We start from the raw sequence: 23,510 nt of genomic DNA, 5'->3' as shown, positions 1-23,510 counted from the left end.
CATGGCCCTGCCGATATGGGCGTCACATTCACGCAAGAATTTCAGGCGAGGTGTGAAAATGGCGGCGGCCCAGTCCAAGAGCAAGAACAAGATCAAGGCAACCACGGGTGAGCCCCAGGCCTTCCAGGCGGAGGTCGCCAAGATCCTCAAGCTCATGGTGCATTCGGTCTATTCCGACCGCGACGTGTTCCTGCGCGAACTGATTTCCAACGCGTCCGACGCACTCGACAAGTTGCGCTACGAGGCGATTGCAGCACCGCATCTCCTCGAAGCGGAACCCGGGCTCACCATTACGCTGGTGCCTGACAAGGACGCGAAGACGCTGACCGTTACCGACACCGGCATCGGCATGACGGCGGATGAACTTGCCTCGCACCTCGGCACCATCGCGCGCTCCGGCACGGAAGCCTTCATGGCAGGAGCCGCGGATGCGCCGGACCTGATCGGCCAGTTCGGCGTCGGCTTCTATTCGGCCTTCATGGTCGCGGACAAGATCGAGGTGATCTCGCGCAAGGCGGGTGAGGCTGCTGCCCATGTGTGGACCTCGGACGGACTTGGCACCTTTACCGTCAACACGGCGGAGGCCGGCGGACGCGGCACGCGGATCGTGCTGCACCTCAAGCCGGACGCCGCGGATTATCTCGAAGACTGGAAGATCGAGAGCGTCGTGCGCAGCTACTCCGACCACATCGTGCATCCCATCCTCCTCGCCGGCGGTGAAGAGACGCGCCAGATCAACTCCGGCAGCGCCATCTGGATGCGCGCCAGGAACGAGGTGACGGCGGAACAGCACAAGGAGTTCTTCGACAGTCTCGCCCATTCGGCCGAACCGCCCGCACTCACCATCCATTACCGCGCCGAGGGCCGGCAGGAATACAACGTGCTGCTCTACGTGCCGGCGGAAAAGCCGTTCGACCTCTTTGATCCCGAGCGCAAGGGCAGGCAGAAGCTCTATGTGCGGCGCGTCTTCATCGCTGATGATGCGGCGCTGCTGCCGCCCTATCTGCGCTTCGTGCGCGGCGTCATCGATTCGTCCGACATGCCGCTCAACCTGTCGCGCGAGATGCTGCAGAACAATCCGGATGTGGCGGCGATCCGCAAGGCCGTGACCAACCGCGTGCTCAGCGAGCTGAAGAAATGCGCCGAGAGCGACGCAGCGACCTTCGGCAAGATCTGGGAGGCGTTTGCGCCGGTCATCAAGGAAGGCCTCTATGAAGACATGGAGCGCCGCGACCAGTTGTTCGAGATTGCGCGCTTCCGCTCGACCAGGGGCGAGAACGTGTCGCTGCGTGATTACCTTGCCGGACTGAAGGAAAACCAGACGGCGATCTATTACCTGACAGCCGAGGATGCGGCGAAGGCGAAGTCCAGCCCGCAGCTTGAAGGCTACAAGGCACGGGATGTTGAGGTGCTGCTGCTTACCGACCCGGTGGATTCCTTCTGGGTGCGCACCGCCCTGGGCTTCGACGGCAAGCCGTTCAAGTCTGTGACGCAGGGGGTTGCCGACCTCGATGCCATCAAGCCCGCCACGGAACAGGCGGTGCCGGCTGAAGCGGATGCCGCAACCACGGCGTTGCTCGGCGCGCTGAAACAGGCGCTGGGTGAATCGGTGAAAGAGGTGCGCGTGTCGAAGCGGCTCACCGACAGCCCCGTCTGCCTCGTGGCCGACGGCATGATGGACCGGACGCTGGAGCGGCTGTTGTCGCGCCAGCAGGATTCCGGTGTTTCGCTGAGCGCTCCGGTGCTTGAGGTGAATGCGGGCCACGGCCTCATCAAGGCGCTGGCGGCCGTGGCCAACAGCAAGGGGGCCGATGCCGTGGCCGATGCCGCCCACCTGTTGCTGGACCAGGCGCAGGTGCTGGAGGGTGAGCCCGTGGCCGACCCCGCTGCCTTCGCGCGGCGCATGGCCGAGGTGATGCGCCGGGCCTTCGCCTGAAAAAGCGAGCGTGACGTGATTGCAACAGGGCGCTGAAGATTTCTGCGCCCTGTTTTCTTTTTGACGATTTGCCGTTACGAGAACCATCCTCATTCATCGCCACGGAGGATCGACCATGGAGCATATTTTTACGCGACGCTGATCCCCGGACCCGTTCAGGTCCGGCAGGGGCTTGAGCGGCTAAGCGTATGACGCGCCACAGGCGCCCATCTTTCCAAGAATCATACTGAATCAAACCGGCAGCGGCTTGCGCCTTCGCGCGCGCCTGCCTTGCAACGCGGGATTTGCCGGAAAGGCGTTCCTGCGAAAGGAACGTCCATGACTTTTTCACTGTTCGACTGGCTGGTGATCCATATCCGGCCGAAGGAACGCATCGCCCCCGGGGGGACCTTCGCCGGGCTCACGCCCGAAGAAATCCGGCAATTGAAGCGCATGCGGGACGAAGTGCGGCAGGCCCGGGATGCGACGAAGGCCTTCGTCAGCTGGAACCGGGGCGGGCTGGTGTGATGCCAGCCTGTCTCTCCGGCATGCAGGCCATGCAGCCTGCGCGCGGCAGGCTTTGACTCTTCGGGCCAACGCGCTACATAGCGGCGACATTTGACCGCCCATGGCCCCGCCATGGCCCGACACGCCAGGATATCCCGATGAGCAAGGCCCGCACGCTGTATGACAAGATCTGGGACGACCATGTGGTCCACCAGGCCGACGATGGAACCTGCCTGCTCTACATCGACCGCCATCTCGTCCATGAGGTGACGTCGCCACAGGCCTTCGAGGGCTTGCGCATGACGGGCCGCAAGGTACGCCATCCCGAGAAGACGCTCGCCGTCGTCGACCACAACGTGCCGACAACCGACCGTTCCAAGGGCATCGCCGAGGAAGAGAGCCGCATCCAAGTGGAAGCGCTGGCGCAGAACGCCAAGGACTTCGGCATTCCCTACTTCAACGAAATGGACAAGCGCCAGGGCATCGTCCACGTGGTCGGCCCAGAACAGGGCTTCACGCTGCCCGGCACGACCATCGTCTGCGGTGACAGCCACACGTCGACGCATGGCGCCTTCGGCGCGCTCGCTCATGGCATCGGCACCTCTGAGGTGGAGCATGTGCTCGCCACCCAGACGCTGATCCAGAAGAAGGCCAAGAACATGAAGGTGGAAGTGAACGGCAAGCTGCCGAAGCACTCCACTGCCAAGGACATCATCCTCGCCGTCATCGGTGAGATCGGCACGGCCGGCGGCACGGGCCATGTCATCGAATTCGCCGGCGAGGCCATCCGCGACCTTTCCATGGAAGGCCGCATGACGGTGTGCAACATGACCATCGAGGGCGGTGCCCGCGCCGGCATGGTGGCGCCCGATGAAAAGGCCATCGCCTATTTCGAGGGACGGCCCATGGCGCCCAAGGGCGAAGCCTGGGACAAGGCCCGGCGCTACTGGGAAACGCTGCGCACCGATGAAGGCGCACACTTCGACCGGATCGTGACGCTGGATGGCGCCAACCTGCCGCCCATCGTCTCCTGGGGCACCAGCCCCGAGGACGTGATCTCGGTTGCGGGTGCCGTGCCCGACCCGTCGCTTATTCCCGATGAAGGCAAGCGCCAGTCCAAGATCCGCGCCCTGGAATACATGGGACTCACGGCCGGCCAGAAGATCACCGACATCGCGCTCGACGTGGTCTGGATCGGCTCGTGCACCAACGGCCGCATCGAAGACATGCGCGCCGTGGCCGACGTGGTGAGGGGCAAGAAGGTTTCGTCGCGGCTCGCCTATGCCATGATCGTTCCGGGCTCGGGCCTTGTGAAGGAACAGGCGGAAGCCGAAGGCCTCGACAAGATTTTCCGCGAGGCGGGCTTCCAGTGGCGTGAGCCCGGCTGTTCCATGTGCCTTGCCATGAACCCGGACCAGTTGAAGCCTGGGCAGCGTTGCGCCTCCACCTCGAACCGGAATTTCGAAGGACGCCAAGGCTACAAGGGCCGCACCCACCTCGTCTCGCCGGAAATGGCGGCGGCGGCGGCGCTGGCCGGGCACTTCGTCGACGTGCGCAAGCTCTCCTGACACGCGAGCGCGCGGGATGAATTGCCCGCGCGCCGAGTCCTGTTCATGACCTATTCAGAATCGTCCTGTTAAGGGTTGCGTAACGTTGTCTTTACGTTAAAGACACGTCCGGGCGGTAACGTCGAATCGGCAGCGGGGTTGCCGATCGGTATTCTAGTTTTAGGGGACTTCACGTGAATTCGACTGTTACGGCTGATGCCAAATTTCTCCGCCGCGTCCTTTTTGGCCTTGTCATTCTGACACTCATCGCCGGCGCCATGGCCGCCTTCACCACGGTGCAGGCGCGCAACGAACTCTTCCCCGAACCCTGCCAGACGGCTTGCGAATAAGCTCGCTCCCGCCATTCCGCGGAATGGCTTCCCGGACTTCCTGATCCTGACCTTGCGCCGGCTCCTCCGGCACACTGGCATTTTTGCAGCAAGGCCATGACGTCAACCGCTTTGCACTCGCGGCTCCGTTGTTCTATGAGCCCCGCACCATGAGCACCAGGACCACCATCTTCATCGACGGCGAGGCCGGAACCACCGGCTTGCAGATCCGCGACCGGCTGAAGGGCCGCACCGATCTTGAACTCCTGTCGATCGCGCCTGAGCGGCGCAAGGATCCGGCGGCACGGCGCGAGCTTCTCAATTCCGCCGACGTGGCGATCCTCTGCCTGCCCGACGAGGCGGCGGTGGAAGCGGTGTCATTGATTGCCCCGGGCGCGAAAACCCGCGTCATCGATGCCTCAACGGCGTTTCGCATCCATCCCGATTGGGCCTATGGCTTTGCCGAAATGGAGCGCAGCCAGCGTGAGCGCATTGCCAATGCGGCGCGTGTCGCCAATCCTGGTTGCTGGCCGCAAGGCCTCATCGCGCTGGTGAAGCCGCTCATCGCGGCGGGGCTGCTGCCCCCGGACGTGCCGCTGAGCTATGGCGGTGTCTCCGGCTATTCCGGTGGCGGCAAGAAGATGATCGAGGACTACGAGTCAAAGGGTAACGCGGCCAGTCACTACTGGCCCTACGGGCTCTCACTCTCCCACAAGCACCTGCCGGAGATGAAGCACTATACGGGTCTCGCCCACGACGTGGTGTTCCAGCCGGTGGTCGGAAACTTTGCGCAAGGCATGCTGACCAGCGTGCCGCTGCACCTCGCCCAGATGAAGAAGGGCATCACCGCCGCAGACATCCATGCGGTGATTGCCGCGCATCACGACGGCGCGCGCTTCATGCATGTGGCTGCCCTCGACGCCGCCGACAACCTCAACCCGCAAGCCCACAACGGCAGCAATGACATGCGCCTTCACGTGTTCGGCAACGACAAGCGGGGACAGGTGGTGCTGATGGCGATCTACGACAATCTCGGCAAGGGCGCCTCGGGCGCTGCCGTGCAGAACCTCAACCTCATGACCGGAGCGGATGAAGCCGCCTCGGTGAACCTCTCTTCGTAAGGACCAGCATCATGCAGAAATTCGACGTGCTCAATGGCGTGGCCGCACCGCTCAACATCGTCAACATCGATACCGACATGATCATCCCCAAGCAGTTCCTCAAGACGATCAAGCGCACGGGACTGGGCAAGTCGCTGTTCTTCGAGATGCGCTACACGCAGGACGGCAAGGAAATGCCGGAGTTTGTGCTGAACAAGCCGGCCTACCGCAAGGCAGAAATCCTTGTGGCGGGCGACAACTTCGGTTGCGGCTCGTCTCGCGAACATGCGCCCTGGGCATTGCTCGACTTCGGCATCCGCTGTGTCATCTCCACAAGCTTCGCCGACATCTTCTACAACAACTGCTTCAAGAACGGCATCCTGCCGATCGTGGTCTCACCGGACGACCTGAGGAAACTGCTCGACGATGCCGAGCGCGGCGCCAACGCCACGCTGAGCATTGATCTTTCCAAGCAGGAAATCCGCGGGCCCGATGGCGGCACGATCAGGTTCGACATCGATGCGCACCGCAAGCATTGCCTGCTCAATGGTCTCGACGACATCGGCCTGACGCTGGAGAAGGCCGCCAGCATCGACGCCTACGAGAAGAAGGCCGCCGCGAGCCACAGCTGGCTGTGAGCCGGCAGCAGCGCAGCTTCCCATGAACGCCATCGTCACGACGGTTCTTCCGGTTTTCGGATTGATCGTCGTCGGCTATGGCCTGGCCAAGGCCAACATCATTGACGGTGTGGCGGGGCGGGGCATCACGCTCTTCGTGTTCAACGTCGCCATTCCTGCCTTCCTGTTCCGCACCGTCGCCAGCATGACCTCACAGGAGGGCGCGCCCTGGGCCCTGTGGATCGCCTTCTTCGGCGGACTGGCGATGGCGTGGATTCTTGCTGCCGTCGTTTCGCATTTCGTGGAGAGCCTCAATGTCTCGGGTGGCGCCGCCGCCTCCATGGCGACGGGCTTCGGCAACCTGGCCCTGCTCGGAACGCCGCTCGGCCTTGCCCATTTCGGTGACGGGATCGCCGTGCCGCTGGGCATGATCCTCTCCATCCATGCGCCCGTGCTGTGGTTCTCGGCAACGCTGCACCGGGAACTGGCACGCAACGCCGCAGCGTTCTCCATCATCGATACCGGTCAGACGCTGCTCCGCATGCTCGCGACCAACGCAATCATCCTCGGGCTGCTGGCGGGTGGACTGTGGCGCCTGACAGGTCTGGGCCTCCATCCCGTGCCCGACAGGATGCTCGCCATGCTGAGCGACGCAGGCGTGCCGACGGCGCTGGTGGCGCTGGGCGTTTCACTCGCGGCCTACAATCTCAAGGGGTCATGGGGCGGCATGTTCGTGCTGATCGCGCTCAAGATGATCGCGATGCCGGCCTTCGTGTTCCTGCTGGCCCGCCATGCGGTGACGCTGCCGCCGCTCTGGATCAAGGTCGCGGTGCTCTTTGCCGCCATGCCCACGGGGGCGAATGCGTTTCTCTTCGCACAGCGAAACGATGAAGCGGTGCCTGCCGTCTCGGGCGCCGTGGCGCTGGGCACGGGCTTTGCCGCCATCACGGCCTCCATCCTGCTCTGGCTCATGGATGCCGGCTACATCTAGGCGCTAGACCGGTATCAGGGCCCAATAGTCGAGATCGAGGATGACACCCGGCTGGTCCGGCGTCGCATCCGCCGTGGGGAAGCTGGCACAGGGAAGGTCGCAGGTGGCGCGGGTGCGGATGCGCAGCGCGCCCACGTCATCGCGTCCCGGGACCCAGGATTCCTCCAGGATTTCCGACCAGGCATAGATGGTGCCGCCCGCGAAGAACGGCGCCACATGGCGGCCGCCGTTGATGGCGGCAATGTGGAAGGCATTGCCAAGACCATTGAACGAGAGTGCGCGGGCCAGCGACATCACATGTCCGCCGTAGATGAGCCGGCGTCCAAAGCGTCCCGCCGATTCCGTATGCTGGTTGAAATGCACCTTCGCGGTGTTCTGGTAGAGCCGCGTGGCGAGCTGGTGTTCCGCTTCCTCGACCGTCATGCCATCCACATGGTCGATGCGCTCGCCCACGGCGTAGTCAGCGAAGCGGTGCGGGCTGCCGGAGAGAGCAGTGTTCCAGGCCTTGCCGCTGATCTGCGGGCAGGCGCTGCCCAGCGCGGAGGCTGGCACACCCGATGCCAGTTCAGGCACAACGGCAACTGGCGCGGGGGCTTCGCCGTCGCGCTTGCGCACCATGACCCAACGCACGAAGGTGAGGACCTCCTCGTCGTTCTGGTTGAAGCCGCGGGTGTGGACCCAGACCACGCCGGTCTTGCCGCTGGAATTTTCCTTGAGGCCCGTCACCGTGCTGATCGCGTAGAGCGTGTCACCCACATAGACGGGCCTGAGGAACTGGCATTGGGCGTAGCCCAGATTGGCAACGGCATTGAGCGAGACATCCGGCACCGACTTGCCGAAGACGACATGGAAGACGAGCAGGTCATCCACAGGCGCACGGGGGTAGCCGATGCCGCGGGCAAAGGCGTCCGCCGACTGCACTGCAAAGCGCGAGCCGTACAATGCGGTGTAGAGGCCCACGTCGCCGCTCGTCAGTGTACGTGGCGTGGCATGGCGCAGCACCTGGCCGACGCGGAAGTCCTCGAAGAAATGTCCGGGATTGGTCTTGGGCGTGTGGGGGGAAGTCATGGCGCGACCGCCCTTGCAATGGCGTCGATGCGTTCGGCCATGGCGAGGTGGAGCCGCTCCACCATGCGGCCATCCACGGTAATCACGCCCTTCGCTGCGTTCTCCGGCAGGGCGAAGGCCTCCATGATCTTGCGGGCCCAGGCCGTTTCCGATTCGGCGGGCGAGAAGACGCGGTTGCTGATGTCGATCTGCGTGGGATGGATCAGCGTCTTGCCATCCATGCCGAGGCGCACGCCCTGCTCGCATTCGGCGGTGAAGCCCGTCTCGTCCTTGAAATCATTGTAGACACCGTCGATGCAGTCGAGGCCGAAGGCGCGGGCTGCAAGAACGGCCTGCGACAGGGCGGGAACGAGGGCGGCGCGGGTATCGCTGCCCTTCATGCGCGTCTCTTTCAGGAGATCGTTGGTGCCGAGCACGAGGCAGGTCAGACGTGCGGCGCGGGCGGCCTCACCGATTTCCTTCAAATTGAGGATCGCAAGCGGCGTCTCGATCATCACCCAAAGGGGGTGTCCGCCGCTCAGGGCTGCGGCGTGAATGACGTCGGTCGCGCTGGAGACCTTTGGAACCAGAATGGCATCGGGCCGTACAGCTGTTGCGGCAGCCATGTCTTGCTTGCCCCATGGCGTATCGAGACCATTCACGCGCAACACCACCTCGCGGTGACCATAGCCCCCCGCCGTTATGGCCGTGCAGGCGGTGGCGCGGGCGTCGGCCTTGGCCTCGGGTGCCACGGAATCCTCAAGGTCGAGAATCACGGCATCGGCGGCCAGCGTCTTTGCCTTTTCCAGGGCGCGGGCGTTGGCACCGGGCATGTAGAGCACGCTGCGGCGGGGGCGAAAAGTGGAGGCGGTCATGGTGGAAAGGCTAGCTTTTGCAGTGCAGCATGGAAAGCAGACTTTTGTCACAGCCCGGTTTGGGGGCTGGTCCACCGCTGCGGCGGCTCTGCCGCTTGAGTGCGGCGCGGTCGTGAGGCAATAGGAGGCCATGACCCATGTTGATGTTGCCATTGCCGGCGGCGGGATCGTCGGCAGCTCCACCGCCTATTATCTCCGCAAGAACGGATTCACCGGCTCGATCGCCATCTTCGAGCAGGACATGAGCTTCAAACATGCCTGCACGGCGCTCTCCTGGGGCGGTATCCGCCAGCAGTTCTCGACGCCGGAAAACATCCGCCTTTCGCAATTCGGATTGAAGCTCATCCGCAACCTGAAGGATGAATTCGGCAGCGATGCCGAGATCGGCTTCAAGGAGAGCGGCTATCTTGTGCTGGCCACCGAGAAGGGCGTTGACGTGCTGGAGGAAAACCAGCGCCTGCAAACGTCGATGGGTGCTGACACCATCATCTACAAGGGTGAGGAGCTTGCCCGGAAATTCCCCTGGATCAACTTCGAGGGCGTTGCCGCAGGTTCCTTCGGCCCGAAGAACGAGGGCTATTTCGATCCCTATTCGCTGATGTCGCTGGTGCGGCGGGCTGCGTTGGCCCGGGATGTCACCCTTGTGCACCAGCGGGTCACGGGCGTGCAGCAGAACGGCAAGGTGACGGGGATCACCCTGGCGAACGGCGACAGCCTGACGGTCGGTGCTCTGGTCAATGCTGCGGGTGCAGGCGCCGGTGATCTCGCCGCCATGGCGGGCGTTGATCTGCCTGTGGGGCCCGCCAAGCGCTACGTCTATGTCATCGATTGCCCAGATGCGCCGGAAGGCTTGCGCAAGGGACCGCTCACCTTCGACGTGTCGGGCGATTACTTCCGTCCCGAAGGCCGCAACTTCATCTGGAGCTTCACGCCGACGGATGAGGAAGAGCCGCAGGTGAAAGACTGGGAGATGGACGAAAGCTGGTTCGAGGCGAAAGTCTGGCCCGGCCTTGCGCACCGTGTGCCAGTATTCGAGGCGGTGAAGATGGTGGGTGGCTGGGTCGGCCATTACGACTACAACTGGTTCGACCAGAACGGCATCATCGGGCGGCATCCGGACCTGCCGAACTTCTACCTGGGCAACGGCTTCTCGGGCCACGGCATCCAGCAGGGGCCAGCCACGGGCAACGCCATTTCCGAACTCATCATCCACGGCGGCTTCAAGACCATCGATCTCACGCGCATGGGCGTCGAGCGGGTCCACCGCAAGGAACCGCTGTTCGAGAAGAACATCTTCTGATGGCCAAGGTCCTCTGCCTGTCGTCGCAGGTGGTGTGGGGGCCGGTCGGCAATACGGCGGCCGTTCCCGTGCTGCAGGCGGCGGGACACGAGGTCCTGCAAGTGCCGACCATCCTGCTCTCGCATCATCCCGGGCACGGGATGCCCGTTGTGCAGAAGACCGATGCGGCGCTCTTCGCGGGCCTCATCGAATCAGTGGAGAGCCGGGGCGGACTTGCAGACTGCGCGGCAGTGATGACCGGCTATTTCGCCTTTCCGCAACAGGTTGAAGCGGCTGCGGGCGTGATCCGCCGCCTCAAGGCGCAAAACCCGGCGCTGATGGTGCTGACGGATCCCGTGCTGGGCGACGATGGGCGGCTCTACGTGCCGGATGCGGTGGCCTTCGCCATCCGCGAACTGCTGGTGCCGCTCGCCAGTGCCGTCACGCCCAATTGTTTCGAACTGTCGTGGCTGACGGGTGTCGCCGTGACGGATCGGGCCTCGGCGGAGGCCGCTGCCCTTGCGCTGCCCTGTGGCGAGGCGGTTGTAACATCGGTTCCCGTGGATGATCAGCATCTCGGCACGCTTCTCTGCACGGCGCAGGCGAAGCACTTCATCGCGTCCGTGAAGCGGGCCCGCGTGCCCAATGGAACGGGGGACTTCCTCGCTGGCGCCTACCTCGCCGCGCGTCTCGCCCATCCACCCGTCGCGGCGCTTGACAGGGCCATGCAGCAACTTGAAACCGTGATTGCAAAAAGCGTCGCTGGCGTGCTGCAAAACACTTGATTGCGGTGGCATGGTTTGGCACGTGCACGCCACGTGCATTGGCACGCAAGGACCTTCCATGACCATTCCGCACCGTCACAATGCCCTGCTCGGCAAGCCTGTCGCCGATGAAATCATCACCAGCGTCAAATCGGGTGTCGCTGAACTTTCGGCACGGGGCTGGCCCACGAAGCTCGTGTCAATCACCATCGGCGATGTGCCCGCGATCAATCTTTATGTCCGCAACCAGGCGCGCGGTGCCGAGCGAGCGGGCATCCTGTTCGAGGAACGGAACCTACCGGAGAGTGTGTCGCGTGTGGAAATGCTGGGCATCCTGCAGGCGCTCAATACCGATCCACGTGTCACCGGCATCATCATCCAAAGGCCCGTGCCCAAGCATCTCAACATCAAGGAACTGCAGTCGGCGATCCATCCGCTGAAGGATGTGGAGGGCATGCATCCCGCCTCCATCGGCAACATCGTCTACCGCGACGTGGCGTTGGCGCCATGCACGGCGGCGGCTTCGGTGGAATTGCTGAAGCGGACAGGATTGCAGCTCGAAGGCCTCAACGCCGTGGTGATCGGGCATTCGGAAATCGTCGGCAAGCCCATCGCCTTCCTGCTGATGGCGGAGGGGGCCACGGTGACCGTGTGCCACCACATGACGCGCAACCTCGCCATTCATTCGCGCGCCGCCGATGCTGTGTTCATTGCGGTGGGCAAGCCCCGCTTCATCACGGCAGCGATGATCAAGCCCGGTGCGGCAGTGATCGACATCGGTATCAACCAGTTCGAAGAAGACGGCAAGATGATCACGGTGGGCGACGTGGACTACGAGCCCTGCGCCGACGTGGCGGGCTGGATCACGCCGGTTCCCGGCGGTGTCGGTCCCGTCACCGTTTCAATCCTGATGCGCAATGCGCTGACGGCGGCGCGGACGCAGGCGGAACATTATGCTGCCGAGTTTGGCGGCGGGGGCCGCATCGTGGGAATTGCGCCGGCGAATTGAGGCGGGACCCAGGAATGAAAAAGGCCGGCGCAAGCGCCGGCCTTTTCGTCATGGAATGGGTTGGGCCTCAGGCCTTCTTGGCCGCGGCAGCATTGTCGGCGAAAGCCTGGCGCTGGTCTTCGGCGATACGCGCCGACTTGCCGGTGCGACCCTTGAGGTAATAGAGCTTGGCGCGACGCACCTTGCCGCGGCGAACGACTTTCACCGAGTCGATCATCGGCGAATAGACCGGGAAAATACGTTCCACGCCTTCGCCGTAGGACAACTTGCGAACCGTGAAGTTCTCGTTCAGTCCGCCACCCGAACGGGCGATGACGACGCCTTCATAGGCCTGCACGCGGGTGCGGTCGCCTTCGACCACCTTCACGTTGACGATCACCGTATCGCCGGAGGAAAAATCCGGGAGCTGGCGCTTGGTGGCAACAGCGGCCATCTGCTCGGCTTCGAGCTGCGCGATAATGTTCATGTCAGAATACCTTTCCGGGCGCCCACGAGAGGTGGAAGCCGTTTCGGGGGGCTTCTAGGGCGGACTCTGTGGAAAAGTCAACCTTCCCCGTTCCGGAATTTGCGCCACAGGTCCGGCCGCCGCGCGGCGGTGAGGGCCTCGCGCTGTTCGGCCTTCCAGCGGGCGATGGCCTTGTGGTCGCCGGAGAGGAGAACGGCGGGGATTTCCGCGTCTTCCCAGCGGTTTGGCTTGGTGAAATGGGGGTGTTCGAGGAGGCCGCCGGAGAAGCTCTCCTCAGCCGCACTTTCGAGCTTGCCCATGACGCCGGGGAGGAGCCGGACGATCGCGTCCAGCAGGACCAGTGCGGCGGGCTCTCCGCCCGAAAGAATGTAGTCTCCGATGGAAATCTCCCGGAGATGGCGCCGGTCGATGACGCGCTGGTCGACGCCTTCGAATCGGCCGCAGACAATGAGGGCGCCTGGTCCGGCGGCAAGTTCCGCCACCAGGGCCTGCGTCAGCGGTTCGCCCCGTGGCGACATGAGGAGGCGCGGTCCCTCATGGGGCGTGCCGTCGATCGCTGCGGCGAGGATGTCCGGCTTCAGGATCATGCCGACGCCCCCACCTGCCGGGTGATTATCCACCGTGCGGTGGCGGTCTTTGGCGAAGCTGCGGATGTCGTGGGGGGAGAGCGACCACAGTCCTTCCTTCAGCGCCCGCCCCGCCAGGGAAAGCCCCAGCGGACCCGGAAACATCTCCGGGAAAAGGGTGAGGATGGTTGCTGCGAAGCTCACGGCCTGCCGTTCTGGCCGCGCTGGCTTTCGTCCGCGGCGTCAAGATAACCCTCCGGCAGATCTACGGTGATGACCGCATCGGTTGTGATGATGAAGGCCACCGGGATGAGTTCGCCCGAATCGAGTTCGAGGAGGTCGCCTGCGCCATAGTTCTGGATGCCGGTCACGATACCCAAGGTCCGGTCGGCGGTGGCAACAGGCTTGCCCACGAGGTCGGCGAGATAGATTTCACCGGATGGAGGAGGGGGCAGGTGGTCGCGGGCGATGAAGAGGTCCGTGCCCTTGAGGGCTTCCGCCGCGTTGCGGTCGCGCACCTCCTTCAAGTCGGCGATGAATTCGTCCCGGGCGGGCTTGAGATGGACGATCTCGAAGACGCGGCCATCGCCTGCGGTCAGCGGCTTGTAGGCTGCGATGTCGGCGGGATTGGCGGCAAAACTCTTGAGCTTCACGGCACCGCGGATGCCGTGGGCCCCGAGGATGCGGCCGATGAGGATGGAGGTGGTCATTTCTGGTTCAGCGTTCCGGATGAAAGTGCAAGGGATACCGTTGGATTTGGGGGCCCTTTCCCCATATAAGGCGCGCAATGTCCAGCGTCATGTCCAGTCCCGCCGCCACGCACGCCATTCCGTTCCGCAAGATGAACGGCCTCGGCAACGATTTTGTCGTGCTGGACGCGCGGCAACGGCCCCTTGCCATCAGCGAAGAGCAGGCCCGCGCCATCGCCGACCGGACATCCGGCGTGGGGTGTGACCAGTTGATCGTCATGGAACGTTCACCGACGGCGGATGTGCGGATGCGGATCTGGAATGCCGAGGGCGGCGAAGTGCAGTCCTGCGGCAACGCCTCGCGCTGCATTGCCGACATCGTGATGAGCGAGACGGGAAACTCCACCGCCACCATCGACACCAAGGGCGGTTTCCTGACAGCCAGGAAAGCCGGACCGCTCATGGTCACCATCGATCAGGGCCGTCCGCACTTCGACTGGAAGGACATTCCCCTGTCGGAAGCCTTTGCCGACACGCGCCACATCGAATTGCAGGTGGGCCCCATCGACAAGCCGCTGTTGCATTCGCCGTCGGTGGTCAATGTCGGCAACCCGCATTGCATCTTCTGGGTCCATGACCTCAATGTGGTCGACTTCGCCAAGGTGGGTCCGATGATCGAGCATCATCCGCTGTTTCCCGAGCGCACCAACGTGGAGCTGGCGAAGGTGGTGGCGCGTGACCATGTGGTGCTCAAGGTGTGGGAACGTGGCGCGGGATTGACGAAGGCTTGCGGCACGGCGGCCTGTGCCGTCATGGCGGCGGGCTTCCGCCTCAAGATGATCGATGCCAAGTGCAGGGTCACGCTGCCGGGTGGCGATCTCTTCATGGCTGTCAACGAAAGCAATGGCCATGTGCTGATGACCGGCCCCCTGGCCTATGAATACGAGGGCGTGCTGCCGGCGGGGTTGCTGGGATGAGCGAACTGCGCATCGAGACCTTCGGCTGCCGTCTCAACACGTTCGAATCCGAGATCATGCGCGGCCATGCCGAAAAGGCGGGGCTCGGCAACGCCATCGTCTTCAACACTTGCGCGGTGACGGCGGAAGCAACCCGCCAGGTGCGCCAGGCCATCCGCAAGGCGCACAAGGAAAACCCGGAGGCGCAGATCATCGTCACCGGCTGCGCGGCGCAGACGGAGGCCGACAGCTTCGCTGCCATGCCCGAGGTGACACGTATCCTCGGCAACGAGGAAAAGCTTCAGGCCGAAAGCTGGCGGAACGGTAGCACGGCGCCGCGTGTCACGGTTTCCGACATCATGCAGGTGAAGGAAGCGCATGTGCCGGTGATCGAGCGCCTGACCGGGCGTACACGGGCCTTTGCCCAGGTGCAGAACGGCTGCGACCATCGCTGCACCTTCTGCATCATTCCCTTTGGCCGAGGCAATTCACGCTCCGTGCCGCTCGATGCCGCCGTGGAACAGGTGCGCCGCCTCGTGGCGGAGGGGCACAATGAAGTGGTGCTGTCGGGTGTCGACCTCACGAGTTGGGGTGCCGACCTTGACGGTGCGCCGAAACTCGGGCGCCTGCTGGCGCGCATCCTGCGCGGCGTTCCCGATTTGAAGCGGCTGCGGCTTTCCTCCATTGATTCGATCGAGGCCGATCCGGAACTGATCGACCTCCTGGGCGGCGAGGAGCGGGTGATGCCGCATCTGCACCTGTCGCTGCAATCCGGCGACAACATGATCCTCAAGCGCATGAAGCGCCGCCATGCCCGCGAAGATTCAATCCGCTTCTGCGAAGACCTGCGGGCGCGGCGCAAGGACATGGTGTTCGGCGCCGACATCATCGCGGGCTTTCCCACCGAGACGGACGGGATGTTCGAAAATTCGCGCCGCATCATCGATGAGTGCGGCCTCACCTTCCTCCATGTTTTCCCGTTCTCGCCACGTCCCGGCACGCCCGCGGCGCGCATGCCGCTCCTCGACAAGGCTGTGGTGAAGGAGCGCGCGGCCCTGTTGCGGAACAAGGGTGCGGAGCGTCTGGCCGCTTTCCTCACCACGCAGGTGGGCAGCACACAGGACGTGCTGGTGGAGACACCGCAGACCGGACGCACACCGCATTTCGCACTGGCGCGGTTCAGCCAGCAGATGACACCGGGCGCCATCGTGCGCACACGCGTCACCGCAGCAAGCGGCGATGGGCTCAATGTTGTTCCCGGTCCTGCGGCCGTTGCAGGAGTTGCGGCATGAGCGGCTTCTTCAAGAAACTCTTCAACCGCATCACCGGACGTGGCGAAGATGCGCCCGCGCCTGTGGAGCAGGCCGCACTGCCGCCGCCCGAGGACACGCCCGGGGACACGCCCGTAGCCGCAGATGTCGTGGCGGAGGATGTGGCAACGCCGGCGCTTGAAGAGGTGGTGACACCGCCTCCCGTTCCGGTCATTCCCGAGGCACCGGCCGAGAAGGCACCGGCCCTGCCGAAGAGTGCACCGAAGCCCGCCGCAAAGGCGAAGGAGCCGCCGCCGCCCTTCAAGAAGCCTGCTCCCGTCAAGACGCCAGCGAAGGCTGCGACACCGCCCGCCAAGGCCAGGGCGGGCAAGGCCCCTGCTGCAAAGGCGGCACCCATTGCAAAGGCCGAACCGGAAAAGCCGGTGGCAAAGAAGCGGGTGGCAGCGCCGGCGCCTGCTGCCAAGCCGAAGGCCAGGGCCGCGCCGCCGCCCCGTGCCGAGCGCCTGTCGCCGGAGCCGCAACCGACTCCACCGCCGCCGCCCGAAATTCCGCCGCCCGCACCCGCACCCATTCCCGTGCCCTTGCCGGAACCCATCACCCCGCCGCCACCGCCGTTGCCGCCTGTGCCGGAGCCTGTTCCGTCACCGCCCTCCCCGCCCGCGCCGCCAGAACTCCGCAGCGGTTTCTTCTCGCGGCTCAAAAGCGGGTTGTCGAAATCCTCGAAGTCGCTGACGGGGTCGATCACCGCGATCTTCACCAAGCGCAAGCTCGATGCCGACACGCTGCAGGACCTGGAAGACACGCTGATCCAGGCGGACCTCGGGGTCACCGTGGCCGAGCGCATCATCAAGGCCGTTTCGCACGGGCGCTACGACAAGGAAATTGATCCCGAGGAGGTGAAGCAGATTCTCGCCTCGGAGGTGAGCAAGGTTCTGAAGCCCGTCGAGGTGCCGTTCAACTTCGGGGCGGAGAAGCCCTTCGTCATCCTCGTTGTCGGGGTGAACGGATCCGGCAAGACCACGACCATCGGCAAACTCGGCGCCATCGCGGCGCGCGAGGGTTTCAAGGTGAAGTTCGCGGCCTGCGACACGTTCCGTGCCGCGGCCATTGAACAACTCACCGTGTGGGGCAAGCGCATCGGGGCGGAGACCGTGTCACGCCCGCCCGGTTCGGATGCCGCGGGCCTCGCCTTCGATGCCATGAAGGCGGCCAGGGAGGACGGCACCGACATCGTGTTCATCGACACGGCAGGGCGCCTGCACAACAAGACCTACCTGATGGACGAACTCGACAAGGTGGTGCGCGTCATCAAGAAGTATGATGCGGCGGCGCCCCATGCCGTGCTGCTGGTGCTGGACGCGACGACGGGTCAGAATGCCCTGGCGCAGGCCGACGCCTTCACCAAGGTTGCAGGTGTCACGGGCCTGATCATGACGAAGCTCGACGGCACGGCGCGGGGCGGCATTCTTGTCGCCATTGCCGAACGCTTCCGCCTGCCCATTCATGCGATCGGCGTGGGCGAATCGATTGACGACTTGCAGCCCTTCGAGGCAGACGCCTTCTCCCGCGCCATTGCCGGGCTGAACGAGAAATAGGGACAGGAATGTCATCATGAAACAGGGCAGGAAGCAGCTGCTGGAGTTCGGCCCGCTGCTGGTGTTTTTCCTGGTCAACTGGAAAGCCGGCATCTTCTGGGCGACCGGCATCTTCATGGTCACGATTCTGGCCGTGCTGCTCTATACGTTCGTCACCACCGGCAAGGTGGCGAAGGTGCCGCTGGCGACGGCGATTCTCGTTGGCGTCTTCGGCGGACTGACGCTCTACCTTCACGATGAAACCTTCATCAAGGTGAAGCTCACGCTGGTGAATGCCATCTTCGCGGTGCTGCTGCTGGGTGGCGTGGCGTATGGCCGCTTCTTCATCAAGGACGTGATGGGCGAAGCGCTGTCGCTTCCCGATTCGGCATGGCGCACCTTGAGCTTGCGCTGGGGCATTTTCTTCGGCGCTCTTGCGCTTCTCAACGAAGCCGTGTGGCGCAATTTCACAACCGACCAGTGGGTGACATTCAAGGTTTTCGGGCAATTGGGGTTAACACTGGTGTTCGCGCTCGCCAATGCGCCGTTCATGGCGCGTCACATGCATGAAGAGCCCGCACCCGCCCCGGAGAAACCATCCGTTGACGGATGATCGGCTGCACACCTTTCCAATCAAGAGTCAAGACTTGTAATTCACGCTGCATCGGCGCGAATGTCATCGCGAGCGAAGGTACAATTTCATCTTCTTTCCGCTTGCGGGCTGACGAGCGGAAAGCTAGGAAACGCGCCGGATTGAAATTCTATTTTCTGTGACGGCTTCCGCCGCGCAGGCATGAGACAACACAGTCGGGCTGGCTGGAGGCTTCAAGACAGCAGGCTGGGGCGGGATAAAGGGTTACCGATGTCGGGCAGCAGAGACGCAAAAACATTTGCGCGATCTTTCTCTCATCTGTTGAAACGCGCCGTGCAATATTCGGTGCACTGCTACATGGACCAGGCTGGCAAGTCCGGGCTGACGCATCGTCAGTTCACGGTGCTTTCTGCAGTCGATCACCATGAAGGCAAGAGCCAGACGGAGCTTGTGAAGATCACCGGGATCGACCGGTCGACGCTTGCCGACCTCGTGGCCCGACTCATGGCGCAGGGCTATGTGCAGCGCCGCCGCACCAAGGAAGACGCGCGCACCAATTCCATCAAGCTGACGCCGCTCGGCAAGAAGTCGCTGAAGGCCGCGCAGTCGGGTGCGGAAGACGTGGACAAGAAACTCCTGTCGCTGTTCCCGGTCGCCGAACGCAAGTCGCTGATCGACAACCTGTCAATGCTGGCCATGGAAATGGACCGGCTGGATGATGCCGAAGTCGAGAAGCCCGTTCCGGCCCGCGTCAAGCTGAAGCGCCGCCCGCAGTAGGCGGCCGATCTCCTTCATTCTTTCCTGTGCTGACCGTCAGGGCGCCGGTGTCTGGGCGGCGTCAATCTTGGCGGCCTCGATCTGTGCGGCGAAGCTGCCCTTGATCTCGTCCAGCGTCAGCGGCCCCACGTGCTTGTGGCGGATGATGCCCTTGCCGTCGACCACAAAGGTCTCGGGGACGCCATAGCCGCCCCAGTCGATGGTGACGCGGCCGTCGCGGTCCGATCCCACGGCGGCGAAGGGCTGGCCCAGCGCCCCCAGGAAGCGGCGGGCGTTGGCGGGATCATCCTTGTTGTTGATGCCGACCAAGCGGATGTCCGTGCGCTTGGACAATTCCACCAGCACGGGATGCTCCTCGCGGCAGGGTACGCACCAGGAGGCCCAGATGTTGACCACGGTCACCGTGCCGGCCTTCAGTTCCGCGTCGGCAAGGCCCGGCACGCCAAGCTCCTCGACGGCTGGAAGGGTGAAGGGAGGCACGGGCTTGTTGATGAGTGCCGAGGGCAACGTCGAAGGATCTCCCGACAGTCCCCTGTAGAACAGCAGCGCCAGCGCACCGAAGAGAAGAACCGGCAGGAGGGCGATGAGTGTGCGGCGGTTCATGTCACTCTCCGCCCTTGAGGAGGCGTTTGGCTTCCGCCTCGAGTTTGCGCTTGCGCCACAGCGTCCACACCAGAAGGCCAGCCAGCACGGCGGCCGAAAGCAGATAGGACGCGAGCACGAAGCCGAAATGCGGGGAGGCGGTATCCATCAGTGGTCTCCGATGGCCCGCAGGCGCGCGGCGCGGATCTTGCGGGCGGTGATTTCATTGGCGATGGCCATGAGGTGAAGCGCGACGAAAAAGAAGGTGTAGCCCAGCGCCATGAGCAGCAGCGGCCACAGCATGGCGGGATCGATGGCGGGTCCGCCCATCTTCACCACGCTGGCGGGCTGGTGCAGCGTGTTCCACCATTCGACCGAGAACTTGACGATGGGGATGTTGATGACGCCGACCAGTGCCACCACGCGGGCAAGGCCTGCGGCGCGATGTGGGTCTTCGAAGGCGCGCCACACCGCGAGATAGCCGAGGTAGAGCAGCATGAGCACGAACATGGAGGTGAGGCGGGCATCCCAGACCCACCACGTACCCCACATGGGCTTGCCCCAGATCGAACCGGTGGCCAGCGAGAGGAAGCAGAAGGCCGCACCCAGCGGAGCGGCTGCCTTTGCGGCGGAGTCGGCGAGCGGGTGGCGGAAGATCAGGGCGATGGCGCTGGCCACGGCCATGAGCACATAGACAAAGAGCGCCATCCACGCGGCGGGCACGTGCACATACATGATGCGCACCGTCTCACCTTGCTGGTAGTCGGCGGGACTGGTGAACAGCCCGAGATAGAGACCCGCGGCAAGGCACAGGATAGCGGCACACCAGGCCCAGGGCATGATGATGCGGGCGAGGCGCATGAAGACATTGGGGTTGGCGAGAAATTCGATGGTTCGCATGGGGGCTCTTTAGCGCCTTGGGTCTAGCGAAAATAGGCCCTCAGCGCCGCAGCCGCGGCCCAGGGCTGGATGACCAGCGCCACCAGCGCAATGGCCACGAGAACGAGGAGGGACGGCGTACTGCCCGAGGGTCCGAGATCGCCCGTCGAGGCGGCAATGCCGAAAATCAGCACGGGCACGTAGAGCGGCAGCACGAGAAGGGGCACCACAAGGCCGCCACGGCGCAATCCGGCCGTCACCGCACCCGCCACGGAGGCGAGCAGCGAGAGCGCGAAGGAACCCGTCACCATGGCCAGCATGACCGGCAGGATGCGCCCCGTCTGCAAATTGAGAAGAATGCCGACGGGAGCCGCCAGCACGGCGAGCGGCAGGCTGACCGAGAGCCAGTGCGCCAAGGCCTTGGCCAGGCAGGTGAGTTCCAGCGGAAGTTCACCCGTTGCGAGAAGATCGAGCGAGCCGTCCTCATGGTCTTGCTGGAACATGCGCTCGGTCGTCAGCAGCACGGCGAGCAGCAGGGCCAGCCACATGAGGCCGGGTGCGAGACGCCCGAGCGTCACCTGGTCGGGGCCGATCGCCAGCGGGATCATCACCACGAAAGCCAGCATGAAGGACAACGCCGCGCCGAGGCTGCCGCCCTGCCTGAACATGAGCAGGAGGTCGCGGCGGAGCAGGGTGAAAAAGCCCGTCATGCGGCACCCTTCAGGGTGATGACGTGATCGGGCTTGCGCAGTCCCTCGCCGTGGATCGCCGCAAGGGCGATGCCGCCTTCCGCAAGATGCCGATCAACGATGCCTGCGAGTGTCTTCTGTGACTCGACGTCGAGTGCCGTCATCGGTTCATCCAGCAGCCAGATGGGGCGGGGAGCGGCAAGGAGGCGGGAGAGAGACAGGCGGCGGCGCTGGCCTGCAGAGAGGAGTTGTACCGGATCATCCGCGAGGCGCTGCATCTTGAAAGCCGCAAGGCAGTCGCCATCGCCCTTGCCGCCGAGCATGCAGGACCAGAAGGCGATGTTCTCGCGCACCGTCATGGCATTCTTCAGGGCATCGTGGTGACCGACGTAGTGGCAGAACTGCGGCAGGGTCTTCCCGTCTGCGGGTTCGGCGGCAACCGCTCCCGCAGCAGCCGGCACCAGCCCTGCGAGGAGGCGCAGCAGCGATGACTTGCCGGAGCCGTTGGGGCCGCGCAGTTCGGCATATTGTCCCGCAGCCACCGCGAAGGACAGGCCGGAAAAGACAACGCGCCCGTTCCGTTCGCAGGCGAGCGCGTTGGCAACGAGTTTCATGGCCGCGCTTTAGCGCCTCACGTCATGTATTGTCCACCGTTCACCGACAGCGTGGCGCCTGTGATGAAGCCAGCATCATCGGCGGCAAGGAAGGCGACGGCGCGGGCGATCTCCTCCGGTTCGCCGACGCGGCCCACGGGGATAAAAGGCAGGATGCGCTCGTTCATCACCTTCTCCGGCACGGCCTTCACCATGTCGGTGCCGATGTAGCCGGGGCAGATGGCGTTCACGGTGATGTTCTTTGCCGCACCTTCCTGGGCCAGTGCCTTGACGAAGCCGATTTCACCGGCCTTGGCGGCGGAATAGTTCGTCTGCCCCATTTGGCCCTTCTGGCCGTTGATTGAGGAGATGCAGATGATGCGGCCAAAGCCCCGGTCGCGCATGCCGCCCCACACAGGGTGCGTCATGTTGAAGAGGGAATTCAGGTTGGTATTGATCACTGCCTGCCACTGCTCCAGCGTCATCTTGTGGAACATGGCGTCCTTGGTGATGCCGGCGTTGTTGACGAGGATGTCGATGGGGCCAAGCTCTGCTTCCACCTGCTTGATGCCGGCGGCGCAGGCTTCGGCGCTGGAGACGTCCCACTTGAAGACGGGAATGCCGGTTTGCGCCTTGAAGGCCTGGGCGGCTTCATCGTTGCCGGCATAGCTTGCCGCGACCTTGCAGCCCGTCGCCTTCAACGCCTTGGAGACGGCGGCCCCGATGCCGCGCGATCCGCCTGTAACAAGTGCCACTCGTGCCATGTCGTTCCTCCTGTTGTGGCGAAAGACTAGCCACGGAACGGGTGGCAGACAATCCCACTTAGGGAGCGGGACGCGGCCTCAGGCTCCGCAGGCCGGAGGGAAGGGCGCTGTCGAACCAGGCTTTCAGGCGCGGGCGATTCTTGTGGGTGAAAAGCCCCACCGCAATCACTGCAATGCCGATGGCCGAGAGGGCAAAGGAAAAGATGATCGTGTCCTGGAACACATCAGATGCGAGGTAGCCCAGATAACCGGCGATGCCGAGCGCGCCAAACACGGCGTAGATGCGCCGGTCGATGAAGAGGCTGTAGGCGAGGAGTGCAACATTGACGAGGCAGTAGAGGAATTTGTCGAGTTGCGTGCCGCCGTCATGAAGACTCAGTCCGCCCCAGAAGGCCGCAGCGGCGGCGATGTGAATCCAGAAGGTCATGTCCGGGCCGTCCTTGCGGCGGAGATCGGCGATCCAGGCGGCCAGCATCAGGGCGAGGCCGAACCACATCGAGACCGCGCGGCGCGTGTCGAAATCGCCATAGGCGAGCGGTGAACGGGTGAACCACAGGGCGAGGTCCATGGACATGAACCACAGCGCCACGGCAGCCATCATCAGGATGAAGGGAAAGCGGTAGCGGGCCACGGCCATGATGCCCACGAGCACCGTCGCCAGTTCCATGTAGAGCCAGCTGCCGTTCACATAGGGATAGAAGTCGTTGTAGTCTCCCGGATTGCCCTGGGCGTAGTCCCAGAGCTGCAGCCAGTCCTGCAGGCCGTAGACGATGAGCGGCACCATGGCCACGGCGACGGCGATCAGCAGGCCGCCGGGCGTGCGCAGCCCCGGCCTGTTCCACAGGACATGTCCCGCGATGGCGAAGGCGAGGGCATAAGCGATGCCGCAGAGCATGAGGGCCATGCCGCCCATGCGGTTGAAGGCCTCATTGGTGAAGATGCCCATCGCCGCGATGACGATCAAGGCACCGGCATACCAGAGGAGATGGGTGAGATCGAAACGCGGTGCTTGCACCGCAGCAGGCTGATGGTGCAAAAATGCCGCGATGGCGTCGAACTGTTTCTGGTCGATCAACCCGGCCTGGCGAATGGCGACGAGATCGCGGTCGTTCATGTATGATGTCTCCCCGGC

Annotated in this window: 27 protein-coding genes; 15 read left to right on the top strand and 12 right to left on the bottom strand. The window is 63.9% G+C overall.

Annotated elements, in window-relative coordinates; translation table 11 throughout:
- Window positions 1–58 precede the first annotated feature (58 nt).
- From htpG to IPM06_05735, 7 genes are all read left to right on the top strand, one after another.
- Window positions 59–1,936, top strand: coding sequence for a molecular chaperone HtpG (gene htpG, locus IPM06_05765; protein ID MBK8769921.1), 1,878 nt, complete (start codon window positions 59–61; stop codon window positions 1,934–1,936).
- Window positions 1,937–2,254: 318 nt separating this feature from the next.
- On the top strand, window positions 2,255–2,443 hold the full coding sequence (locus IPM06_05760) for a hypothetical protein (GenBank protein MBK8769920.1): 189 nt from the start codon (window positions 2,255–2,257) through the stop codon (window positions 2,441–2,443).
- A gap of 137 nt (window positions 2,444–2,580) precedes the next feature.
- Window positions 2,581–3,990 carry a 3-isopropylmalate dehydratase large subunit gene (gene leuC / locus IPM06_05755; protein ID MBK8769919.1) on the top strand — a complete coding sequence of 470 codons (1,410 nt, stop codon included), beginning with the start codon at window positions 2,581–2,583 and terminating at the stop codon, window positions 3,988–3,990.
- Between the two features lie 173 nt (window positions 3,991–4,163).
- Window positions 4,164–4,319, top strand: coding sequence for a hypothetical protein (locus IPM06_05750; protein MBK8769918.1), 156 nt, complete (start codon window positions 4,164–4,166; stop codon window positions 4,317–4,319).
- Between the two features lie 149 nt (window positions 4,320–4,468).
- Window positions 4,469–5,419, top strand: coding sequence for an N-acetyl-gamma-glutamyl-phosphate reductase (argC, locus tag IPM06_05745; GenBank protein ID MBK8769917.1), 951 nt, complete (start codon window positions 4,469–4,471; stop codon window positions 5,417–5,419).
- 11 nt (window positions 5,420–5,430) lie between these two features.
- A complete protein-coding gene (leuD, locus tag IPM06_05740; protein MBK8769916.1) occupies window positions 5,431–6,036 on the top strand; it encodes a 3-isopropylmalate dehydratase small subunit in 606 nt (201 codons plus the stop codon).
- 22 nt (window positions 6,037–6,058) lie between these two features.
- A complete protein-coding gene (locus IPM06_05735; GenBank protein MBK8769915.1) occupies window positions 6,059–7,006 on the top strand; it encodes an AEC family transporter in 948 nt (315 codons plus the stop codon).
- A gap of 3 nt (window positions 7,007–7,009) precedes the next feature.
- On the opposite strand, the gene IPM06_05730 is transcribed toward IPM06_05735, so the two are convergent.
- Together IPM06_05730 and IPM06_05725 are read right to left on the bottom strand one after the other, a co-directional pair.
- On the bottom strand, window positions 7,010–8,074 hold the full coding sequence (locus tag IPM06_05730; GenBank protein ID MBK8769914.1) for a MaoC family dehydratase: 1,065 nt from the start codon (window positions 8,072–8,074) through the stop codon (window positions 7,010–7,012).
- The gene (locus tag IPM06_05725; GenBank protein ID MBK8769913.1) at window positions 8,071–8,928 is read right to left on the bottom strand and encodes a CoA ester lyase; all 858 of its coding nucleotides are present in this window, start codon (window positions 8,926–8,928) and stop codon (window positions 8,071–8,073) included. The genes IPM06_05730 and IPM06_05725 overlap by 4 nt, the downstream gene beginning before the upstream one ends.
- Window positions 8,929–9,058: 130 nt before the next feature.
- Between IPM06_05725 and IPM06_05720 the strand changes: the two genes are divergently transcribed.
- The 3 genes from IPM06_05720 to IPM06_05710 are packed head-to-tail and all read left to right on the top strand — an operon-like array spanning window position 9,059 to window position 11,980.
- Window positions 9,059–10,228, top strand: a complete 1,170-nt coding sequence (locus IPM06_05720) for an FAD-binding oxidoreductase (GenBank protein ID MBK8769912.1) — start codon at window positions 9,059–9,061, stop codon at window positions 10,226–10,228.
- Entirely contained in the window at window positions 10,228–10,992 is a 765-nt protein-coding gene (locus IPM06_05715) for a bifunctional hydroxymethylpyrimidine kinase/phosphomethylpyrimidine kinase (GenBank protein ID MBK8769911.1), read from the top strand. Before IPM06_05720 ends, IPM06_05715 begins: the two co-directional genes overlap by 1 nt.
- A gap of 58 nt (window positions 10,993–11,050) precedes the next feature.
- Entirely contained in the window at window positions 11,051–11,980 is a 930-nt protein-coding gene (locus IPM06_05710; GenBank protein MBK8769910.1) for a bifunctional 5,10-methylenetetrahydrofolate dehydrogenase/5,10-methenyltetrahydrofolate cyclohydrolase, read from the top strand.
- A gap of 67 nt (window positions 11,981–12,047) precedes the next feature.
- Here the strand turns inward: IPM06_05710 and rplS are convergent, their stop codons facing one another.
- The 3 genes from rplS to rimM all read right to left on the bottom strand — a co-directional run bounded on the left by rplS (window position 12,048) and on the right by rimM (window position 13,722).
- Complete coding sequence (gene rplS, locus IPM06_05705; GenBank protein MBK8769909.1) at window positions 12,048–12,446, bottom strand: 50S ribosomal protein L19; 399 nt, start codon at window positions 12,444–12,446, stop codon at window positions 12,048–12,050.
- A gap of 77 nt (window positions 12,447–12,523) precedes the next feature.
- On the bottom strand, window positions 12,524–13,216 hold the full coding sequence (gene trmD, locus IPM06_05700; protein ID MBK8769908.1) for a tRNA (guanosine(37)-N1)-methyltransferase TrmD: 693 nt from the start codon (window positions 13,214–13,216) through the stop codon (window positions 12,524–12,526).
- On the bottom strand, window positions 13,213–13,722 hold the full coding sequence (gene rimM / locus IPM06_05695) for a 16S rRNA processing protein RimM (GenBank protein MBK8769907.1): 510 nt from the start codon (window positions 13,720–13,722) through the stop codon (window positions 13,213–13,215). Before rimM ends, trmD begins: the two co-directional genes overlap by 4 nt.
- Window positions 13,723–13,811: 89 nt before the next feature.
- Between rimM and IPM06_05690 the strand changes: the two genes are divergently transcribed.
- The 5 genes from IPM06_05690 (at window position 13,812) to IPM06_05670 (ending at window position 18,871) form a co-directional block, all read left to right on the top strand.
- On the top strand, window positions 13,812–14,678 hold the full coding sequence (locus IPM06_05690; GenBank protein MBK8769906.1) for a diaminopimelate epimerase: 867 nt from the start codon (window positions 13,812–13,814) through the stop codon (window positions 14,676–14,678).
- Entirely contained in the window at window positions 14,675–15,949 is a 1,275-nt protein-coding gene (gene mtaB, locus IPM06_05685; GenBank protein MBK8769905.1) for a tRNA (N(6)-L-threonylcarbamoyladenosine(37)-C(2))-methylthiotransferase MtaB, read from the top strand. The genes IPM06_05690 and mtaB overlap by 4 nt, the downstream gene beginning before the upstream one ends.
- Entirely contained in the window at window positions 15,946–17,523 is a 1,578-nt protein-coding gene (gene ftsY / locus IPM06_05680; GenBank protein ID MBK8769904.1) for a signal recognition particle-docking protein FtsY, read from the top strand. Before mtaB ends, ftsY begins: the two co-directional genes overlap by 4 nt.
- Window positions 17,524–17,539: 16 nt before the next feature.
- Window positions 17,540–18,115 carry a septation protein A gene (locus IPM06_05675; GenBank protein ID MBK8769903.1) on the top strand — a complete coding sequence of 192 codons (576 nt, stop codon included), beginning with the start codon at window positions 17,540–17,542 and terminating at the stop codon, window positions 18,113–18,115.
- Between the two features lie 312 nt (window positions 18,116–18,427).
- Complete coding sequence (locus tag IPM06_05670; protein MBK8769902.1) at window positions 18,428–18,871, top strand: winged helix-turn-helix transcriptional regulator; 444 nt, start codon at window positions 18,428–18,430, stop codon at window positions 18,869–18,871.
- 36 nt (window positions 18,872–18,907) lie between these two features.
- On the opposite strand, the gene IPM06_05665 is transcribed toward IPM06_05670, so the two are convergent.
- From IPM06_05665 to IPM06_05635, 7 genes are read right to left on the bottom strand one after another with little or no spacing between them, the layout of a single operon-like run.
- Window positions 18,908–19,474, bottom strand: a complete 567-nt coding sequence (locus IPM06_05665) for a DsbE family thiol:disulfide interchange protein (protein MBK8769901.1) — start codon at window positions 19,472–19,474, stop codon at window positions 18,908–18,910.
- Window position 19,475: 1 nt separating this feature from the next.
- Window positions 19,476–19,622: a heme exporter protein CcmD gene (ccmD, locus tag IPM06_05660; GenBank protein ID MBK8769900.1), complete on the bottom strand. Its 147-nt coding sequence runs from the start codon at window positions 19,620–19,622 to the stop codon at window positions 19,476–19,478.
- On the bottom strand, window positions 19,622–20,353 hold the full coding sequence (locus IPM06_05655; protein MBK8769899.1) for a heme ABC transporter permease: 732 nt from the start codon (window positions 20,351–20,353) through the stop codon (window positions 19,622–19,624). Before IPM06_05655 ends, ccmD begins: the two co-directional genes overlap by 1 nt.
- Before the next feature lie 23 nt (window positions 20,354–20,376).
- Window positions 20,377–21,042 (bottom strand): heme exporter protein CcmB, encoded by a 666-nt coding sequence (ccmB, locus tag IPM06_05650; protein ID MBK8769898.1) that lies wholly within the window; start codon window positions 21,040–21,042, stop codon window positions 20,377–20,379.
- The gene (gene ccmA, locus IPM06_05645) at window positions 21,039–21,635 is read right to left on the bottom strand and encodes a heme ABC exporter ATP-binding protein CcmA (GenBank protein MBK8769897.1); all 597 of its coding nucleotides are present in this window, start codon (window positions 21,633–21,635) and stop codon (window positions 21,039–21,041) included. Before ccmA ends, ccmB begins: the two co-directional genes overlap by 4 nt.
- Before the next feature lie 17 nt (window positions 21,636–21,652).
- A complete protein-coding gene (gene phbB / locus IPM06_05640) occupies window positions 21,653–22,378 on the bottom strand; it encodes an acetoacetyl-CoA reductase (GenBank protein ID MBK8769896.1) in 726 nt (241 codons plus the stop codon).
- A 58-nt stretch (window positions 22,379–22,436) separates the two neighbouring features.
- The gene (locus IPM06_05635; protein MBK8769895.1) at window positions 22,437–23,492 is read right to left on the bottom strand and encodes a hypothetical protein; all 1,056 of its coding nucleotides are present in this window, start codon (window positions 23,490–23,492) and stop codon (window positions 22,437–22,439) included.
- Window positions 23,493–23,510 lie beyond the last annotated feature (18 nt).

This window comes from Hyphomicrobiales bacterium (assembly GCA_016710435.1).
Lineage (GTDB): Bacteria > Pseudomonadota > Alphaproteobacteria > Rhizobiales > Aestuariivirgaceae > Aestuariivirga.
The sequence above is the reverse complement of the archived record's forward strand: the minus strand, read 5'-3'. Positions and strand labels throughout refer to the sequence as shown.

Bases quoted from the DNA above. Each gene is read 5' to 3' on its own strand.
- IPM06_05635 (MBK8769895.1), bottom strand. From the start codon at position 23,492: ATGAACGACCGCGATCTCGTCGCCATTCGCCAGGCCGGGTTGATCGAC.
- IPM06_05715 (MBK8769911.1), top strand. From the start codon at position 10,228: ATGGCCAAGGTCCTCTGCCTGTCGTCGCAGGTGGTGTGGGGGCCGGTC.
- ccmD (MBK8769900.1), bottom strand. From the start codon at position 19,622: ATGGATACCGCCTCCCCGCATTTCGGCTTCGTGCTCGCGTCCTATCTG.
- IPM06_05710 (MBK8769910.1), top strand. From the start codon at position 11,051: ATGACCATTCCGCACCGTCACAATGCCCTGCTCGGCAAGCCTGTCGCC.
- ftsY (MBK8769904.1), top strand. From the start codon at position 15,946: ATGAGCGGCTTCTTCAAGAAACTCTTCAACCGCATCACCGGACGTGGC.
- phbB (MBK8769896.1), bottom strand. From the start codon at position 22,378: ATGGCACGAGTGGCACTTGTTACAGGCGGATCGCGCGGCATCGGGGCC.
- ccmB (MBK8769898.1), bottom strand. From the start codon at position 21,042: ATGACGGGCTTTTTCACCCTGCTCCGCCGCGACCTCCTGCTCATGTTC.
- leuD (MBK8769916.1), top strand. From the start codon at position 5,431: ATGCAGAAATTCGACGTGCTCAATGGCGTGGCCGCACCGCTCAACATC.
- IPM06_05720 (MBK8769912.1), top strand. From the start codon at position 9,059: ATGACCCATGTTGATGTTGCCATTGCCGGCGGCGGGATCGTCGGCAGC.
- IPM06_05655 (MBK8769899.1), bottom strand. From the start codon at position 20,353: ATGCGAACCATCGAATTTCTCGCCAACCCCAATGTCTTCATGCGCCTC.
- IPM06_05675 (MBK8769903.1), top strand. From the start codon at position 17,540: ATGAAACAGGGCAGGAAGCAGCTGCTGGAGTTCGGCCCGCTGCTGGTG.
- rplS (MBK8769909.1), bottom strand. From the start codon at position 12,446: ATGAACATTATCGCGCAGCTCGAAGCCGAGCAGATGGCCGCTGTTGCC.
- leuC (MBK8769919.1), top strand. From the start codon at position 2,581: ATGAGCAAGGCCCGCACGCTGTATGACAAGATCTGGGACGACCATGTG.
- IPM06_05665 (MBK8769901.1), bottom strand. From the start codon at position 19,474: ATGAACCGCCGCACACTCATCGCCCTCCTGCCGGTTCTTCTCTTCGGT.
- IPM06_05760 (MBK8769920.1), top strand. From the start codon at position 2,255: ATGACTTTTTCACTGTTCGACTGGCTGGTGATCCATATCCGGCCGAAG.
- IPM06_05690 (MBK8769906.1), top strand. From the start codon at position 13,812: ATGTCCAGTCCCGCCGCCACGCACGCCATTCCGTTCCGCAAGATGAAC.
- argC (MBK8769917.1), top strand. From the start codon at position 4,469: ATGAGCACCAGGACCACCATCTTCATCGACGGCGAGGCCGGAACCACC.
- mtaB (MBK8769905.1), top strand. From the start codon at position 14,675: ATGAGCGAACTGCGCATCGAGACCTTCGGCTGCCGTCTCAACACGTTC.
- IPM06_05735 (MBK8769915.1), top strand. From the start codon at position 6,059: ATGAACGCCATCGTCACGACGGTTCTTCCGGTTTTCGGATTGATCGTC.
- ccmA (MBK8769897.1), bottom strand. From the start codon at position 21,635: ATGAAACTCGTTGCCAACGCGCTCGCCTGCGAACGGAACGGGCGCGTT.
- htpG (MBK8769921.1), top strand. From the start codon at position 59: ATGGCGGCGGCCCAGTCCAAGAGCAAGAACAAGATCAAGGCAACCACG.
- IPM06_05725 (MBK8769913.1), bottom strand. From the start codon at position 8,928: ATGACCGCCTCCACTTTTCGCCCCCGCCGCAGCGTGCTCTACATGCCC.
- rimM (MBK8769907.1), bottom strand. From the start codon at position 13,722: ATGACCACCTCCATCCTCATCGGCCGCATCCTCGGGGCCCACGGCATC.
- IPM06_05730 (MBK8769914.1), bottom strand. From the start codon at position 8,074: ATGACTTCCCCCCACACGCCCAAGACCAATCCCGGACATTTCTTCGAG.